Origin of the sequence: Gordonia liuliyuniae (assembly GCF_021739025.1) — a bacterium.
Taxonomy (GTDB): Bacteria; Actinomycetota; Actinomycetes; order Mycobacteriales; family Mycobacteriaceae; genus Gordonia; species Gordonia liuliyuniae.
In genome coordinates, this window is record NZ_JAKKOT010000002.1 from 78,520 (window position 1) to 93,562 (window position 15,043).

12 protein-coding genes are annotated in these 15,043 nt (G+C 66.3%); 4 read left to right on the plus strand and 8 right to left on the minus strand.

The annotated features are described in order from the left end of the window. The first annotated feature begins 131 nt into the window (after positions 1 to 131). Positions 132 to 2,375: a CocE/NonD family hydrolase gene (locus tag L5G28_RS01490; protein ID WP_236996552.1), complete on the plus strand. Its 2,244-nt coding sequence runs from the start codon at positions 132 to 134 to the stop codon at positions 2,373 to 2,375. A gap of 122 nt (positions 2,376 to 2,497) precedes the next feature. Here the strand turns inward: L5G28_RS01490 and L5G28_RS01495 are convergent, their stop codons facing one another. The 5 genes from L5G28_RS01495 to L5G28_RS01515 form a co-directional block, all read right to left on the minus strand. Further along, a complete protein-coding gene (locus L5G28_RS01495) occupies positions 2,498 to 3,598 on the minus strand; it encodes an ABC transporter ATP-binding protein (RefSeq protein ID WP_236996551.1) in 1,101 nt (366 codons plus the stop codon). Between the two features lie 39 nt (positions 3,599 to 3,637). Beyond that, the gene (locus L5G28_RS01500; protein WP_236996550.1) at positions 3,638 to 4,492 is read right to left on the minus strand and encodes a carbohydrate ABC transporter permease; all 855 of its coding nucleotides are present in this window, start codon (positions 4,490 to 4,492) and stop codon (positions 3,638 to 3,640) included. Next, positions 4,492 to 5,415 (minus strand): carbohydrate ABC transporter permease, encoded by a 924-nt coding sequence (locus L5G28_RS01505; RefSeq protein WP_236996647.1) that lies wholly within the window; start codon positions 5,413 to 5,415, stop codon positions 4,492 to 4,494. The genes L5G28_RS01500 and L5G28_RS01505 overlap by 1 nt, the downstream gene beginning before the upstream one ends. A gap of 32 nt (positions 5,416 to 5,447) precedes the next feature. Further along, positions 5,448 to 6,746: an ABC transporter substrate-binding protein gene (locus L5G28_RS01510; protein WP_236996646.1), complete on the minus strand. Its 1,299-nt coding sequence runs from the start codon at positions 6,744 to 6,746 to the stop codon at positions 5,448 to 5,450. An 89-nt stretch (positions 6,747 to 6,835) separates the two neighbouring features. Next, positions 6,836 to 7,882 carry a sugar-binding transcriptional regulator gene (locus L5G28_RS01515; protein WP_237000026.1) on the minus strand — a complete coding sequence of 349 codons (1,047 nt, stop codon included), beginning with the start codon at positions 7,880 to 7,882 and terminating at the stop codon, positions 6,836 to 6,838. Between the two features lie 139 nt (positions 7,883 to 8,021). On the opposite strand from L5G28_RS01515, the gene L5G28_RS01520 reads away from it, so the two are divergent. Together L5G28_RS01520 and xylB are read left to right on the plus strand one after the other, a co-directional pair. After that, positions 8,022 to 9,497 carry a mannitol dehydrogenase family protein gene (locus tag L5G28_RS01520; RefSeq protein ID WP_237000027.1) on the plus strand — a complete coding sequence of 492 codons (1,476 nt, stop codon included), beginning with the start codon at positions 8,022 to 8,024 and terminating at the stop codon, positions 9,495 to 9,497. After that, a complete protein-coding gene (gene xylB / locus L5G28_RS01525) occupies positions 9,494 to 10,876 on the plus strand; it encodes a xylulokinase (RefSeq protein ID WP_237000028.1) in 1,383 nt (460 codons plus the stop codon). The genes L5G28_RS01520 and xylB overlap by 4 nt, the downstream gene beginning before the upstream one ends. A gap of 37 nt (positions 10,877 to 10,913) precedes the next feature. On the opposite strand, the gene L5G28_RS01530 is transcribed toward xylB, so the two are convergent. Genes L5G28_RS01530 through L5G28_RS01540 form a run of 3 tightly spaced genes read right to left on the minus strand, consistent with a single transcriptional unit; the run spans position 10,914 to position 13,300 of the window. Continuing rightward, positions 10,914 to 11,723, minus strand: a complete 810-nt coding sequence (locus L5G28_RS01530) for an HAD family hydrolase (protein ID WP_237000529.1) — start codon at positions 11,721 to 11,723, stop codon at positions 10,914 to 10,916. A 26-nt stretch (positions 11,724 to 11,749) separates the two neighbouring features. Then, positions 11,750 to 12,526 (minus strand): lysophospholipid acyltransferase family protein, encoded by a 777-nt coding sequence (locus L5G28_RS01535; protein ID WP_237000029.1) that lies wholly within the window; start codon positions 12,524 to 12,526, stop codon positions 11,750 to 11,752. An 18-nt stretch (positions 12,527 to 12,544) separates the two neighbouring features. Continuing rightward, on the minus strand, positions 12,545 to 13,300 hold the full coding sequence (locus L5G28_RS01540) for a lysophospholipid acyltransferase family protein (protein ID WP_236996500.1): 756 nt from the start codon (positions 13,298 to 13,300) through the stop codon (positions 12,545 to 12,547). 125 nt (positions 13,301 to 13,425) lie between these two features. Between L5G28_RS01540 and L5G28_RS01545 the strand changes: the two genes are divergently transcribed. After that, entirely contained in the window at positions 13,426 to 15,033 is a 1,608-nt protein-coding gene (locus L5G28_RS01545) for an MBL fold metallo-hydrolase (RefSeq protein WP_237000030.1), read from the plus strand. The last annotated feature ends 10 nt before the right edge of the window (positions 15,034 to 15,043 follow it).

The window sequence follows — 15,043 nt, forward strand, 5'->3', positions numbered from 1 at the left end:
GACCGACAGTCTCGTCGGCGCTGCCCAGCTATGCGATCCCTTGCATTTACACCCGGCTATGGCTACGGTCACACCAGTTGATCGATCGATCCGGTCATTTCGTGTGGGCCAAGACAGCAGGTGAGAACGGTATGCGCATAGGCGGACTCCTGGGCAAGATCGCAGTGATCGGGGTGACTGCGGCAACCGCGGCGACGGTGCTCGCGCCGTCCTCGTGGGCTGCACCGAGCCACAGTGCGAAGGTCGGCGGTGGCGTCGAACAGGCGTACATCACCGACACCCGACCCGGAACCGCGTTGACGTTGGTCGCATCCGACGGATCGACCGCGGGCTCCGGGGTCAGCGACCGCCTGGGCTCGCTGCTGGTGCGACATCTGTCGCCGGGCTCGTACACCTGGAGAGGTGCGGGCGTCTCACCCCGTTCCGTTCGCGTGACCGCCGTCGACTCGCCGCCGCCGAACCCTTCCCTGTACCGCCAGAAGATGCACGAGGGACTCAACTACATCCGGATGCGGGACGGCGTCACGCTCGCGGCGACGGTCCGGCTTCCGTACGGCAAGAAGCTCTCGGACGGCCCGTTCCCAACCGTCGTCGAATACTCCGGATACCAGAACGCTGCGCCGAACGATCTGGTCGTCGGCGCGGTCGGCGACAAGGTCGGCGCGCCGGATCCGCAGGCGCCCGCGAGTTCGGTGATCGTCGGTGCGACGTTGGCTCCGCAGATGCTCGGCTTCGCAACGATCAGCCTGCAGATGCGCGGAAGCGGTTGCAGCGGCGGCGACTTCGGCTTGTTCGATCACGTGATGGCGATGGACGGATACGACGCGATCGAGACGATCGGTCGCCAAGGCTGGGTCAAGAACAACAAGGTCGGCATGGTCGGCATCTCGTTCTCCGGGATCACGCAGATGTACACGGCGGGCACACGGCCACCGCACCTCGCGGCGATCGCCCCGATGAGCACCACCGACGATCTCTACTCGACCGGCCGACCAGGCGGCATCTTCAACAAGGGCTTCGCGAAGTCGTGGTTGCAGGAGCGGGTCGACGACGCGAAGCCGGGCCCGTCCGGCGGCCAACCGTGGGTCAAGGCCCGCATCGACGGCGGCGACAGAGTCTGCGCCGCCAACCAGAAACTCCGTCTGCAGACCCAGGACCCGTTCACCTTGATCGACCAGAATCCGCTGGCGTCGGCACAGGTCTACCAGGAGCGTTCGATCCCGGAGTGGGCGTCCAAGATCGATGTCCCGGTGTTCCTCAGCGGCGCCGCGCAAGATGAGCAAACCGGCCCAACGTGGGTCGACGTCCTCGGCGACCTCAAGCACAACCCGAAGGTGTGGGCCAACATCATCAACGGCCGCCACTTCGATTCGCTCGGTCCGCAGATCCTGTCGCGGTGGGCGGAATTCCTACAGATCTTCGTCGCAGGCGAAGTGCCGCACACTCCGCCTGCGATGGCGCCGCTCGGACTCGCGGTCTATCCGGCTGCGACGAACGCGCCGGGCCAGCCCATACCGCCGGTGCGATTCGCCGACTCGCCGAACCTGAAGACCGCGAAGTCGCGGTTCATCACCGGTACCCCGCGGGTGCGGGCGCTGTTCGGGAACGGTGCAGGCTCGGCGGGCTCGGGTGGGTTGTCGTCGCCGTGGCAGAAGTCGTTCGGCTCCTGGCCGGGCGACGCGGGTGCTGAACGCCTCTACCTCTCCGGACACGGGAAGCTCAGCCCGACGGCAGGCGACGGTCAGGTCGCGTTCCGCCCGAATCCGGCGAACCGGCCGTTGAACACACTGCCGGAAGCATCCGTCGACACGGCGGCGGCGTGGGCCACCCACCCGGACTACGACTGGAAACAGGCTCCCGGCCGTAGCGGTCTCGGGTTCATCAGTACGCCGCTGACGTCCGACCGGCTCATGCTCGGTGACGGCTCGGTCACGTTGCGCGTCAAGAGCACTGCACCGACGACCGATCTGCAAGTCACCCTCACCGAGGTGTCGGCGAGCGGACACGAGACGGCGATCGGCACCGGCGTCCTGCGGTCGAGCTATCGAGGCGACGGCGCCACGCCCGACTACACGCGCTCGCTGCCGTTGAGTGCGGGCTTCAACGACATGACGATTCCGATCCACCCCGTCATGCACTCGTTCGCGAAGGGTTCGCGCATCCGCGTCATGGTCAGCGCGCCCGGCGGCGACCTCGCCTCCTGGCAGTTCGACACCGCGCGCACCGGCGGCAAGGTCGTCGACACCATCGACCTGTCCCGGTCGTTCGTCACCCTGCCCGTCGTGTCGCACTCGGGCATGCCGGTCAAGGCCGCCTGCGGCTCTCTGCGCGGCCAGCAGTGCCGCGTCTACCACCGAGCGTTCAACGGCGGCTGACGCCGCCCCCCGAGCCTTTGCGCCCCGGGCACCAGTTAGTGCTCAGGTGCAGGGCCTGGGCGCAATCCTGGTGCCCTGGGCATTGAACGAGGCGCCCTGGGCGTGAACGAGTGCGGCGCGACCTACAGGCGGTTGCCGGTCTCCGGGTGAAACAGGTGCACAGCGGCACCCGACTGACGGAGACGGATGCCGTCGCCCAGACGGGCCGGTGAACGCGTGCCCGAGCGCGCGACCATCATCACCGGCTCTCCGTCGAGGTTCTTGATCGAATCGTCGGCAAGGCTCGCGTACACATAGGTCTCGCTACCGAGTTCTTCCAGCAGTGCGACGTCGGCATTGAGGCCCTCACCGTCACCCAACGCCAGATGCTCGGGGCGGATCCCGACGATCACGGTGTCGAGCCCCGAGGTGCGCAACAGCGCCGCGTTCTCCTCATCGATGGCGATCGGCGCGCCCGCGATCGTGATCTCGCCGTCGCGGACGGGGGCGGTGAACAGGTTCATGCCCGGCGAGCCGATGAAGCCGGCGACGAACGCATTGACCGGGTGGTCGTACAACTCAGTCGGCGTCGAGAACTGCTGCAGCACACCGTGCTTGAGGACCGCGACGCGGTCGCCCATGGTCATGGCCTCGACCTGGTCGTGGGTCACGTACACGGTGGTGGTGCCCAGCCGACGCTGCAACGCGGCGATCTGGGTGCGCGTCTGAACGCGCAGTTTCGCATCGAGGTTCGACAGCGGCTCGTCCATGCAGAACACCTGCGGTTCACGGACGATGGCGCGCCCCATCGCGACCCGCTGGCGCTGACCGCCCGACAGCTTCGCGGGCTTGCGATCGAGGAAGTCGGTCAGGTCGAGAAGCTTGGCGGCCTCGGCGACCTTCTCCTTCCGCTCGGCCAGCGGGACGCCCCGCATCTTCAGCGCGAAGCCCATGTTCTCGCCGACCGTCTTGTTCGGGTACAGCGCATAGTTCTGGAAGACCATCGCGATGTCGCGTTCCTTGGGTGCGACACCGACCATGTTCGTGCCGCCGATCCGGATCTCACCGGAGTCGATCTCCTCCAAGCCGGCGAGCATGCGCAGGGCCGTCGACTTTCCGGAGCCGGACGGTCCGACGAGGACGATGAATTCGCCGTCTTCCACGTCGAGGTCGAGGGAGTCGACGGCAAGCGTGTCCGCACCGGGGTAGACGCAGCAGGCCTTGTCGTAGGTGATGGAAGCCATGAGTGGTTTCTCCTGGAGTGTGTACGTGAGCGGGGACGTTTACTTGATGGCGCCGAACGAGAGGCCGCGCACGAGCTTGTTCTGCGCGACCCATCCGGCCAGGACGACCGGCAGAGCGGCCAACACGGACGCGGCCGAGAGCTGCGCCCAGAACAGGCCCTGACCGGACATGAAGCTGGTGAGGAACACCGGCATCGTCTGGCCGTCGACAGCCGTCATGTTGACTGCGAAGAAGAACTCGTTCCACGAGAAGATCACGCAGATCAGCGCGGTCGCCGCGATACCGGGCGAGATCAACGGGAGGATCACCTCGCGGACCGATGTCCACAGGCTCGCCCCGTCGATGCTCGCGGCTTCGAGGAGTTCGCCCGGGACTTCGAGGAAGAACGACCGCATCATCCAGACCGCGATCGGCAGGTTCATCGCGGTGTACAGGATGATCAGCGTCCACACGTTGTCGAGCATCCCGATCTGGCCGACGATCACGTATAGCGGGATGATCGCGGCGACGATCGGCAGCATCTTGGTGGACAGGAAGAAGAACAGCGCGTCCTTCGTCTTCCGCACCGGGCGCAGCGACAGCGCGAACGCCGCGGGTACGCCGAGCAGCAGAACGAGGATCGTCGACACGACGGTCGCGAACACCGAGTTCAAGAGTGGAGTGCCGATACCCGCGTCGAACACGTTCTTGAATTGGTCGAGCGTCGGGCTGAAGAAGAACGTCGGCGGATCAGTCGCCGCATCGGACTCCTTCTTGAACGCCTGCAGCACCATCCACAGCACAGGGAAGAAGAACCCGATGGCGAGAATCCAGGTGAACGCGGTCAGCAGCGACGCTTTCGGGTTGCGCTTGCGTCGCAGGGTAGTGACGTCGGGTCTGGTCGCGGTACTCATCACGCGGCCTCCTCTGTTCCGGAGAATGACTTGAATATCAAGCGGAGTGCGAACGTCGCGACGACGATCGTTCCGACCACTGTGACCACACCCATCGCCGCGGCCTGACCGATGTCAAAACCGAGGAATGCTCGCTGATAGATGTAGAACGGCAGGTTGGCGCTCGACACGCCTGGCCCACCTGCAGTCATCATGTAGACCGCGTCGAAGGTATTGACCAAGTAGATCGCTCCGAGCACCGCACCGAGCTCGATGAATCGGCGCAGGTGAGGCAGCGTCAGTTCACGGAACAACCGGAAACTGGTTGCGCCGTCGACTCGTGCGGCCTCCTGGACGTCACGCGGCATCGATTGGAGCCCCGCCAAGATCAGCAGCATCATGAACGGCGTCCACTGCCACACGAGTTCGGCGATCACGCTCATCAGCGGGAAGTCCGAGAGCCAGTCGACGTGGACGCCGAGGGGACTCAACGCCCAATTGACCAGGCCGTTGGTCGGCGACAACAGGCTCGTCTTCCACAGCAGCGCCGCGGCGACCGGCGTCACCAGGAACGGGGTGATCAGCAGAGTGCGAACGATACCGCGTCCGATGAACTTCCGGTCGAGTAGAAGCGCGAACACCAGTCCGAGGATCACCGAGATCAGGACGGTGCCGACGATCAGCAGGATCGTGTTGACGGCCACCTGCCAGAACTGGCGGTCGCTGAACACGTCGGCGTAGTTCGCCAGTCCGACGAAATGCCTGGACCCCGGACGGACGAGGTTCCACGACTGCGTCGAGTAGTAGAGCGTGAAGACGAACGGGATCTGCGTGACCACAAGCAGGAAGATCAGTGCAGGCAGCAGCGGGCCGCGGCGACGCCATCCCTCGGCGCGCGAGATCTGCTCCTTCTTCGAGGTGATCGACGGCTTCCCGGTCGACATGGTGCCGCCCGTCGGGGTGGATACGACAGTGCTCACTGCGACTCCTCCTGGTAGGACTCACCGACGACCTCGGCGTACTTCTGCGACTGATCGAGTGCTTCGTCGACAGTGATCTGTCCGGCGATCGCCGCCGAGATCTGCTGGCTCACTCGAGTTCCGAGGTCCTGAAACTCGGGGATGGCGAGGAACTGAATCCCCTCGTACGGAACCGGCCTGAGTGTCGGGCGGCTCTGATCAGCAGCGTTCATCGCCGACAGCATCTGCTCCGAGTACGGCGCAGAGACCTCCTTGACCTCTGGAATCTCGTAGGTGGAGAGCCGACTGCCCGGCGGGACGCTCTCCGGTCCCTTCTTCTCGACGACGTAGTTCATGTAGTCCTTGCTGGTCATCCATTCGATGAACTTCCAGGCGTCGTCGTGCTTGTCGCTACTGGTCGGAATGCCAAGCGCCCACGTGTACAGCCAGCCGTTGCCGCCCTTGGCCATCGACGGGGCAGGCAGGTAGCCGACATCTCCCGCGATGGACGACTCGTCCTCGTTCTCCAACACCGAGACAGCGGACGTCGCGTCGTACCACATCGCTGTCTGTCCCTGAGCCAGCAGATTGCTGCACTCCTGGAAGCCCGACGACGGCGCGCCCGGCTGTCCGTACTTCCGGACGGTGTCGACGTAGAACTGCACGGCGTCGCGCACTTCGGGACTATCGAACTGGGCGTTCCAGTCCTCGTCGTACCAGCGCCCGCCGAACGCGTTGATGACGGTGTTGAGCGGCGCCATGACCTCACCCCAGCCTGGCTTGCCGCGCAAGCAGATACCGGAGACGTTGTCAGTGTCGAGTTTCGCCGCGGCCTCCGCGACCTGCGGCCACGTCGGGTCCGCGGGCAGCGTCACACCTTTGTCGGCGAGCAGCTTCTTGTTGTACATGAGGAACGACGACTCGCCGTAGAACGGCGCGGCGTACATATTGCCGTCGTACGAGAGTGCCGACTTCAGCGTCGGAACGAAGTCGTCGGCGTCGTACCCCGGTGAGTCGTTCATGTACGGGGTGAGGTCGACCAGCCAGCCGTACTCGCCCCACATCGGCGCCTCGTAGTTACTGATCATGACGACGTCGAACTCACCGCCGCCGGTCGCGACCGACGCGGTGATCTTGGCGCGCGCCTCGTTCTCCGACAGCGTCACGAACTTGACGTCGATGCCTGTCTCTTCGGTGAACTGACCCGAGAGTTCGACGGCGTCCTGCATCTGGGAGTTCGACACCATCGCGACGGTGATCTGTCGGTCGGAGTCGCCGAACAAGGCGCCCGCGCCAGAACACCCGGTCGCGACCATTGCAACGGCGACTGCGGATGCACCCGCCGCGAGCGCTCGTCGGCGTCCAGCGGTACGCCACCGGTGCGCCAAACCTCTTCCTGGGAACCTCACTGTTCGCCTTTCTCTTGTGACACGAGCCATCGCGCGGTCGCCGAATCGGTGACGACGATGGTTGCGTACCCGCCGCGCAGAGCGCCGAGAACGGCTTCCTGCCTGTGGGGTCCGCCGGAGATGAGGATCGATGTCGGGCAGTCCCGCAACGCCTCGAGCGAGACCGATACGGTCCGTTCCACGAGGCTGGACTGCACGGCGACGCCGTGGATGTCGTAGAAGCGGCCGCCGATCTCGCCGACCGCACCCAACGAGAGGAGCTCGTCGAGGACGACGGAGTCGATGAACGCACCTTCGAAGAGCGTCGTCGACGTGGACGCCGAGCCGACCCCGTAGAGGACGAGCTGCGCTTCGCGCGCTGCGTCGAGCGACTGGGAGATCAGCGAGTCGCGTTGCAGCGCTTCGACGGTCCCGGCATCCACATACAGCGGGGCGATCAAACGGACGGGTTGCGCGCCGAGGCACTCGGAGAATCGCATGAGGGTGTGGTCGAGCCCGGTCGCGTAATCGACCGAGGTCATCGAACCGTCCATCTGCACAACGCGCGAGCACGACGCCGACCCGCGCATCGCGTCTGCCACTGCGATCTGCTCGGGGCCCCAAGTGAAACCGAAGGTGTCGTCAGGTTGGATCCGACGCATCAAGATCGATGCGCCTGCGCGGCCGAGTGCCGCGGTCCCCGTGCCGGTCCCGTCCGCGACTTCATCCATGACGAGGACTTCGTCGAGCCCGAACGTCTGCTCCATCTCGCGCTCGAGGTCGGTGTGGATGGAGGACGCGAGATGCGGCGGTGCAGAGACGGTCACCTGAACCAGGCCCTGCGCTCGGGCACGGGCGATGAGCCTGCCGGCCGTCGGACGGGAGACTCCGAGCCGACGTGCGATGTCGGCCTGAGTCAGTCCGTCGAGGTGGTACATCGCGGCAGCCCGCACGAGGAGGCGCAGGTCGTGACCAGAGTCCGAACCCGTTCGCGACGACGTCGAACGGCGCGAGGAACCGGAATGGTCTTTCGCCGGTTCGTCAGCGGTTCGCTCTGGCGTCATCGGTACATTGCTCTCGGATAATTGTGAACATATGCTCACTGCATGTGGATGTGCTCAGTAGGGTAACATCCGACTGTGACGCACGCAACAATGCCATGACCGGTATGCGACGGGCATGGCGGTCCGGAGAGAGGCATCGATGAGCATTCCGTTGAGTTCGGCGAACCTGGAGCAGATCAGCGGAGCCGCCGTCCCCGATTACGACCGTTCGGCGATCACCACGGGCATCGTGCACTTCGGAGTGGGCGGGTTCCACCGCGCACACCAGGCGGTGTATCTCGACCGCCTCCTCGCCGCGGATCCGGACGCGTCGACCTGGGGCATCTGCGGCGTCGGGGTCCGCGAGGCCGACGCCGCGATGCGCGACGCACTCCTCGGTCAAGATTGCCTGTACTCGCTGACGCTCAAGCATCCTGACGGGGCAGTCGAGACGTCGGTGATCGGATCGATCGTCGACTATCTGTACGCCCCAGACGATCCAGACGCCGTCGTCGAACGTCTCGCCGATCCGGCCACACGCATCGTCTCCCTGACGGTCACTGAAGGCGGCTACAACTTCTCACCCTCGACCGGCGAGTTCGACGCCACCAATCCCGACGTGGTGGCCGACCTGTCCGGCGCGACGCCGCTGGTGACCGTGTTCGGACTGGTCACCGAGGCGTTGGCACGTCGCCGTGAACGCGGGATCCCCGCGTTCACCGTGATGTCGTGCGACAACGTCCAAGGCAACGGAGACATGGCTCGGTCGACGTTCTTGGCGTTCGCGACACTGCGCGATCCCGCCCTCGCCGGCTGGATCGCCGACAACGCCCGGTTCCCGAACTCGATGGTCGACCGGATCACCCCGGCGACACCCCCGGAACTCGCGGCCGAGGTCGCCGACCGTGTCGGCGTCGCCGACAACTGGCCGGTCGTGGCCGAACCGTTCGCCCAGTGGGTCCTCGAGGACGACTTCTCGATGGGGCGGCCCGCTCTCGAGAAAGTCGGCGTCCAAGTGGTCGACGACGTGACGCCGTACGAGCACATGAAGCTCCGTCTGTTGAACTCCGGCCACCAGGCACTCTGCTACTTCGGGTATCTGCTCGGATACCGCTACGTGCACGATGCCGCGCGCGACCCCGACATCGCGATGCTGCTGCGCCGCTATATGAGCGAAGAGGGCAAGCCCACGCTCGCCGCCCTCCCGGGCGTGGACGTCGACGATTACATCGACACCCTGTTGGAGCGGTTCGCCAATCCCGCGATCGCCGACACCGTCGCGCGCCTGTGCCAGGACTCGTCCGACCGCATCCCGAAATGGCTGGTTCCGGTGATCCGCGACCGCGTCGCATCGGGTGGCGGCGTGCCGTTGGCCGCTGCCGTCGTGGCGAGCTGGACACGGTACGCCGAGGGCGTCGACGAACAGGGTGAGCCGATCGACGTCGTCGATCCGTTGGCCGCACGGTTGGTTCCGTTGGCTCGAGAGTCGCGAACGGAGCCGTTGGCGTTCATCCGGGACGTCGACCTGTTCGGCGACCTCGCCGACTACGAACAGTTCACGACGGCCTATCTGCGGGCGCTGGACCTGCTGCGCACGGTGGGCGCCCGTAAGACGTTGGAGGCCGTCCTCGCATGACGCTCGTCGCCGGTGTCGACTCGTCGACCCAATCGTGCAAGGTGGTGATCTGCGACGCCGACACCGGAGAGACGGTACGGTCCGCGACCGCACCGCATCCCGACGGCACATCGGTGCATCCCGACCGTTGGTGGGAAGCGCTGACCTCGGCGATCGCGGACGCGGGCGGACTGGACGACGTCGCCGCGCTGTCGGTCGGCGGGCAACAGCACGGGATGGTCTGCCTCGACGACGACGGCGACGTGGTGCGCGACGCACTCCTCTGGAACGACACCCGGTCGGCGAGCAGCGCCGCCGACATCATCGCCGACCTCGGCGGCCCCGGCGAGTGGGCGAAGGACGTCGGTGTGGTTCCGCTGGCCTCCATCACCGCGTCCAAGCTGCGGTGGCTCGCCGACAACGAGCCCGTCAACGCCGACCGGGTCGCCGCCGTCTGCCTTCCGCACGACTGGCTGACCTGGAAGCTGCGCGGTGGAACCGACCTCGCCGAGCTGACGACCGACCGCAGCGACGCCTCGGGCACCGGCTACTTCAGCGCGGCGACCGGCGAGTACCGAGACGACCTGTTGAACTTGGCCTTCCGTGGACGACGACCGATCCTCCCGCGCATCGTGGGGCCGGGCGAACGCGCCGGTGTCACCTCGTCCGGTCTCGTGATCGGTGCGGGCGCGGGCGACAACGCGGCCGCCGCGCTCGGCCTGCACGCCGGACCGGGCGACGCCGTCGTCTCCCTCGGGACCTCGGGTGTCGTCAGCGCGGTGACCGACGTTCCGCCGTGCGATGCGTCCGGCCTGGTAGCCGGTTTCGCCGACGCGACCGGACGGCACCTGCCGCTGGTGTGCACGCTCAACGGCGCCCCGGTCCTCGCGTCGACCGCGGCGATGCTCGGCGCCGCCTTCGACGAGTTCTCGTCGCTGGCACTGTCGGCTCCCCCGGGCGCCGACGGCGTCACGATGGTCCCCTACTTCGCTGGCGAGCGCTCCCCGAACCTGCCCGACGCCACCGGATCGATCACGGGTGTCACCACCGCGAACTTCACACGCGCGAACATGGCCCGCGCCGCCGTCGAAGGCCTGCTCGGCTCCCTGGTGTTCTGCCGCGAGCGCATCGAAGCCGAGGGCATCGACGTCCGACGGATCATGCTGACCGGTGGTGGATCCAAATCTCCTGCCGTGCAACAGATCGCGGCCGCACTGTTCGGCGGCGAGGTGACGATGCCCGCCGACGGCGAGCACGTGGCGCTCGGCGCCGCGCGCCAAGCCGCGTGGGCCCTGACCGGGCAGCTACCGGAGTGGTCGTTCGAGTCGCATTCGGTGTCGGCCGAGCCGACGCCGGACGTGTACACGCAGTACCGCGCGGCCGCCGACGCGGTGCGGTAGGCCCAGCGTCTCAACTCCGCTCCGCCCAGAGCTGCCCTCAGAACCAGCGTTCGAGGACCCGAGCCACGCCGTCATCGGCGTTGGTTCCTGTGATCTCGTCGGCGGCGGCGAGAGCGACGGGGTCGCCGTTGCCCATGGCGACGCCGTGGGCGGCCCAGCGGAGCATCTCGACATCGTTCGGCATATCGCCGAACGCGATGACGGACGACCCCGCGACGTCGGTGTTGGCGAGCAGCCACTGCAGACCGGACGCCTTGTGGACTCCGGGAACCGAGAGCTCGATGAGCCCGGTGTCGATGGAGAAGGTGACTTCGGCGAGATCACCGATGTGCGGGGTGATCAGTGCGGCCATCTCATGCGAAGTCATGCCGGGTTTGCGGGCGAGCAGCTTCACCGCGGGCAGCTCGGTGAGATGGTGGTCGGCGACCTCCACGTGGTCGGGATTGAGCCAGGCGTGCTCGTACCCCGCCGACGACACGAACGAGGGAGTCGCTGCGTCGTGCTCGACGGTGCCCGCCCGCTCGGCGGCCAGACCGCAGCCCGGGACGAGTTCGGTACACACCGTGCGCAGCGACTCCAGCACGTCGGGTCCGAGTTCGGCGGCGAACAGCACGACGTCCTCGCGCACGTCGTAGACGATCGCGCCGTTGGCGCAGACCGCGTACCGCACGGCGGCGGGCGTCGCGGCGAGTTGCTCGGCGATCTCGGGAATCCACCTCGGCGGGCGCCCCGTCGACAGCACCAGTTCGACGCCCGCGTCGGCGGCCCGCACCAAGATGTCACGCGTCGGCTGGGTGATCTGGTTGCGATCGTCGATGAGGGTGCCGTCGACGTCGGACGCGATCATCGTGGGAGGACCGAACCTCTCGTCGCTCACTCGCCCTGCCGTTTCGCCGCGCGCCGCGCAGCCTTCTCCTGAGCTTCCGCGTCTTCGATGACGAGAGCCTCCTCTGGTGTCGGGGCGCTGCCGCCGAGTCGTGCGGGCAACCAGTCGGCGCCCGCCGGTGCATCCGGATACCCGTCCTGGACGCAGTGCAGTTGGGCGACCATCACCTCGTGCAGCCGACGCGTCGCCCCGTCCGCACTGCGTTGGCCTGCCACGTCGCCGCCGTCGAACATCACCGGTCGTCCGAATGCCACATGGATGGGGATATGCGTGCGGCCGATTCTGCGTTTCGCGCCCTTGCTGAGCTGGCGTTGAGCGCCCCACACGATCACTGGGACCACCGGGACGCCTGCTTCGACGGCCATCCGGACGGCTCCGGTCTTGAACTCCTTGAGTTCGAAGCTTCGGCTGATGGTCGACTCCGGGTAGACGGCGACGAGCTCACCGTGCGTCAGTGCGTCGACTGCTGCGCGATACGCCTCCGATCCGGCCGACCGGTCGACGGGGACGCTGCCGGTGTGGGCGACGAGGAACCTCATGATAGCCAGGTCCATCACCTCGGACTTGACCAGGAAACGTGCCCGTCGACCGCGCTCGCGCAGAGCGAGGCCGACGGGAAGGAAGTCTGCGTACCCGGTGTGGTTGATCGCCAGCACGCCACCGCCGTCCGGGATGTTGTCCAGTCCGTCGAAGCGCAGGCGGGTCCCCTGCACCGCGCGGATGGCTGCGGCAATCATCTCGAGGGTCCGATACACGGGCTCCATCGCCGTGAACCTCCTCGGTCAGTCCTCGCGCTCGGCGCGCTTGCGTGCCTTCTTCTCGGCGTCGGCGACGTCCATCGCGTTCGCCTCCTCGAGCGTCGGTGCTCCACCGCCGCGGGCGGCGGGAACCCAGAACTCGCCGGGAGGGTACGGGCCATACGTATCCTGCAGCTCGGTGAGCTTGGCGCGCATCGACTCGTGCAAGCGTGCGGTCAGTTCCGCGGGGGTGCCCTCCGGCTGGATCGGTTCGCTCACGCCGACCATGATCTTCGCGCCGCTGCGCCCCATGTTCCGCGGATGTCCCTTGGTCCAGATCCGCTGCGCACCCCACACGATGGTCGGGATGAGCGGTGCACCTGATTCGAGAGCCATTCGGGCAGCACCGCTCTTGAAACCCTTGAGTTCGAAACTCCGGCTGATCGTCGCCTCCGGGTAGACACCGACGAGTTCACCGCGCTTGAGGTAGTCGACCGCAGCCTGGTAGCTCTCCGCACCGTTCCCGCGGTCGACGGGGATGTGCTTGAGCGACCGCATGATCGGCCCCCCCACCGGGTTGTCGAAGACCTCTTTCTTCGCCATGAAGCGGACGTAGCGTCGCCCCTGCAGGAACGCGGGGATTCCCGCGAACGTGAAGTCGAGGTATCCGGTGTGGTTGAACGCGACGACGCCGGGACCGTCGGCCGGCACGTTCTCGACCCCCGAGATATCGAGTTTGAGGCCCTGCGCAAGCCACAGCATGCGAGCAGTGGAGACGACTGACGCGTACACGGGTTCCATACGGGTGATCGTAGCCGGGACTTGTGACCCATGACGTACCGCCTGCGGACCCGCCGACAGGAAATGCGGTGCGTCGCGGCGATAAGCTGGCCGGGTAGCAGTCCCCATCGAAAGGCACCAGCCCCGTGCAGATCACGAGCATCGGCCACGCCGGCTTCCACATCCAGACCGCGGCAGGCTCCATCGTCTGCGACCCCTGGGTGAACCCGGCCTATTTCGCGTCGTGGATCCCGTTCCCGGACAACACGGAACTGGACTGGCAGGCCATCGGCGACTGCGACTACCTGTACGTCTCGCATCTCCACCGGGATCACTTCGACGAGAAGAACCTGATCGAGAACGTCAACAAGGACGCGACGGTCCTGCTGCCGGATTACCCGGTGCCGGATCTCAAGCGCGAACTGGAGCGGCTGGGGTTCACGAAGTTCCTGGAGACCGACGACTCGACGAAGCATCGCCTCTCCGGCCCCAAGGGCGACCTGGACGTCATGATCATCGCGTTGCGCGCGCCGGCCGACGGCCCGATCGGCGACTCCGGCCTGATCGTCGACGACGGCGAGACCGTCTGCTTCAACATGAACGATGCTCGGCCCGTCGACCTCGACGTGGTGCGCGAACAGTTCGGTCGCGTCGACGTCCACCTCCTCCAGTACTCGGGCGCGATCTGGTACCCGATGGTCTACGACATCCCCCGCAAGTCGAAGGCCAACTTCGCGATGCAGAAACGCCAGCGCGGCATGGACCGGGCGCGCTCGTACATCGAACAGGTCGACGCCACCTGGGTGGTCCCGTCCGCGGGCCCGCCGATGTTCCTGGACGACGACCTGTACTCGTTGAACGACTTCAACACCGGCAGCGACGCCGACAAGGCGAGCATCTTCCCCGACCAGGCCGACTTCCTGGAGCAGATGCGTATCCACGGCACCGACGACGGCATCCGTCACCGCGGCCTGATGATGGTGTCGGGTTCGGCAGCCGACTTCCGCGGCGACGAACTCCTCGAACTGTCGCACCCGTACCCGCCCGAGCAGATCTTCGGCGAAGGCAAGAAGGCATACCTCGACTCGATGAAGGAGAAGTTCGCGCCGATCATCGCAGCCGAGAAGGCGACGTGGGCGCCCGCCGACGGCGAACCGCTCCTCCCCCAGTTGAAGGCACTGTTCGAGCCGATCATGGCGGCGTCGGATCTGATCTCGGACGGCATCGGATACTCCGTCGGACTCGTGGTCTTCCCGGAAGGGAGCGATCCGAAGGGTCCGGACGTGCAGACGTTCGTTCTCGACTTCCCCGCCCGGACCGTCCGCATGGCCGAGGACGGTGACGGCAAGTACCGCTACGGATTCCGGATCGCGGCGGAGCTGGTCCGCACGGTGCTGCGCGACGACGAGCCGGACTGGGTCAACACGATCTTCCTGTCGACACGGTTCACGACGTGGCGCATCGGCGGCTACAACGAGTACCTGTACACGTTCTTCAAGTGCCTGACCGACGAGCGGATCGCGTACGCGGACGGCTGGTTCAACGAGGCGCACGACGACGAGGCCTCGATCGAACTGGACGGATGGAAGATCCAGCGGCGCTGTCCGCATCTGAAGGCCGACCTCAGCGCGTTCGGCGTCGTCGAAGGCGAAAAACTGACCTGCAACCTTCACGGGTGGCAGTGGGATCTGCCGAGCGGACGCTGTTTGACCTCCAAGGGGCACGAATTGCGCTCGGAGCGAGCGGAGTCATGAGTCGATGAGG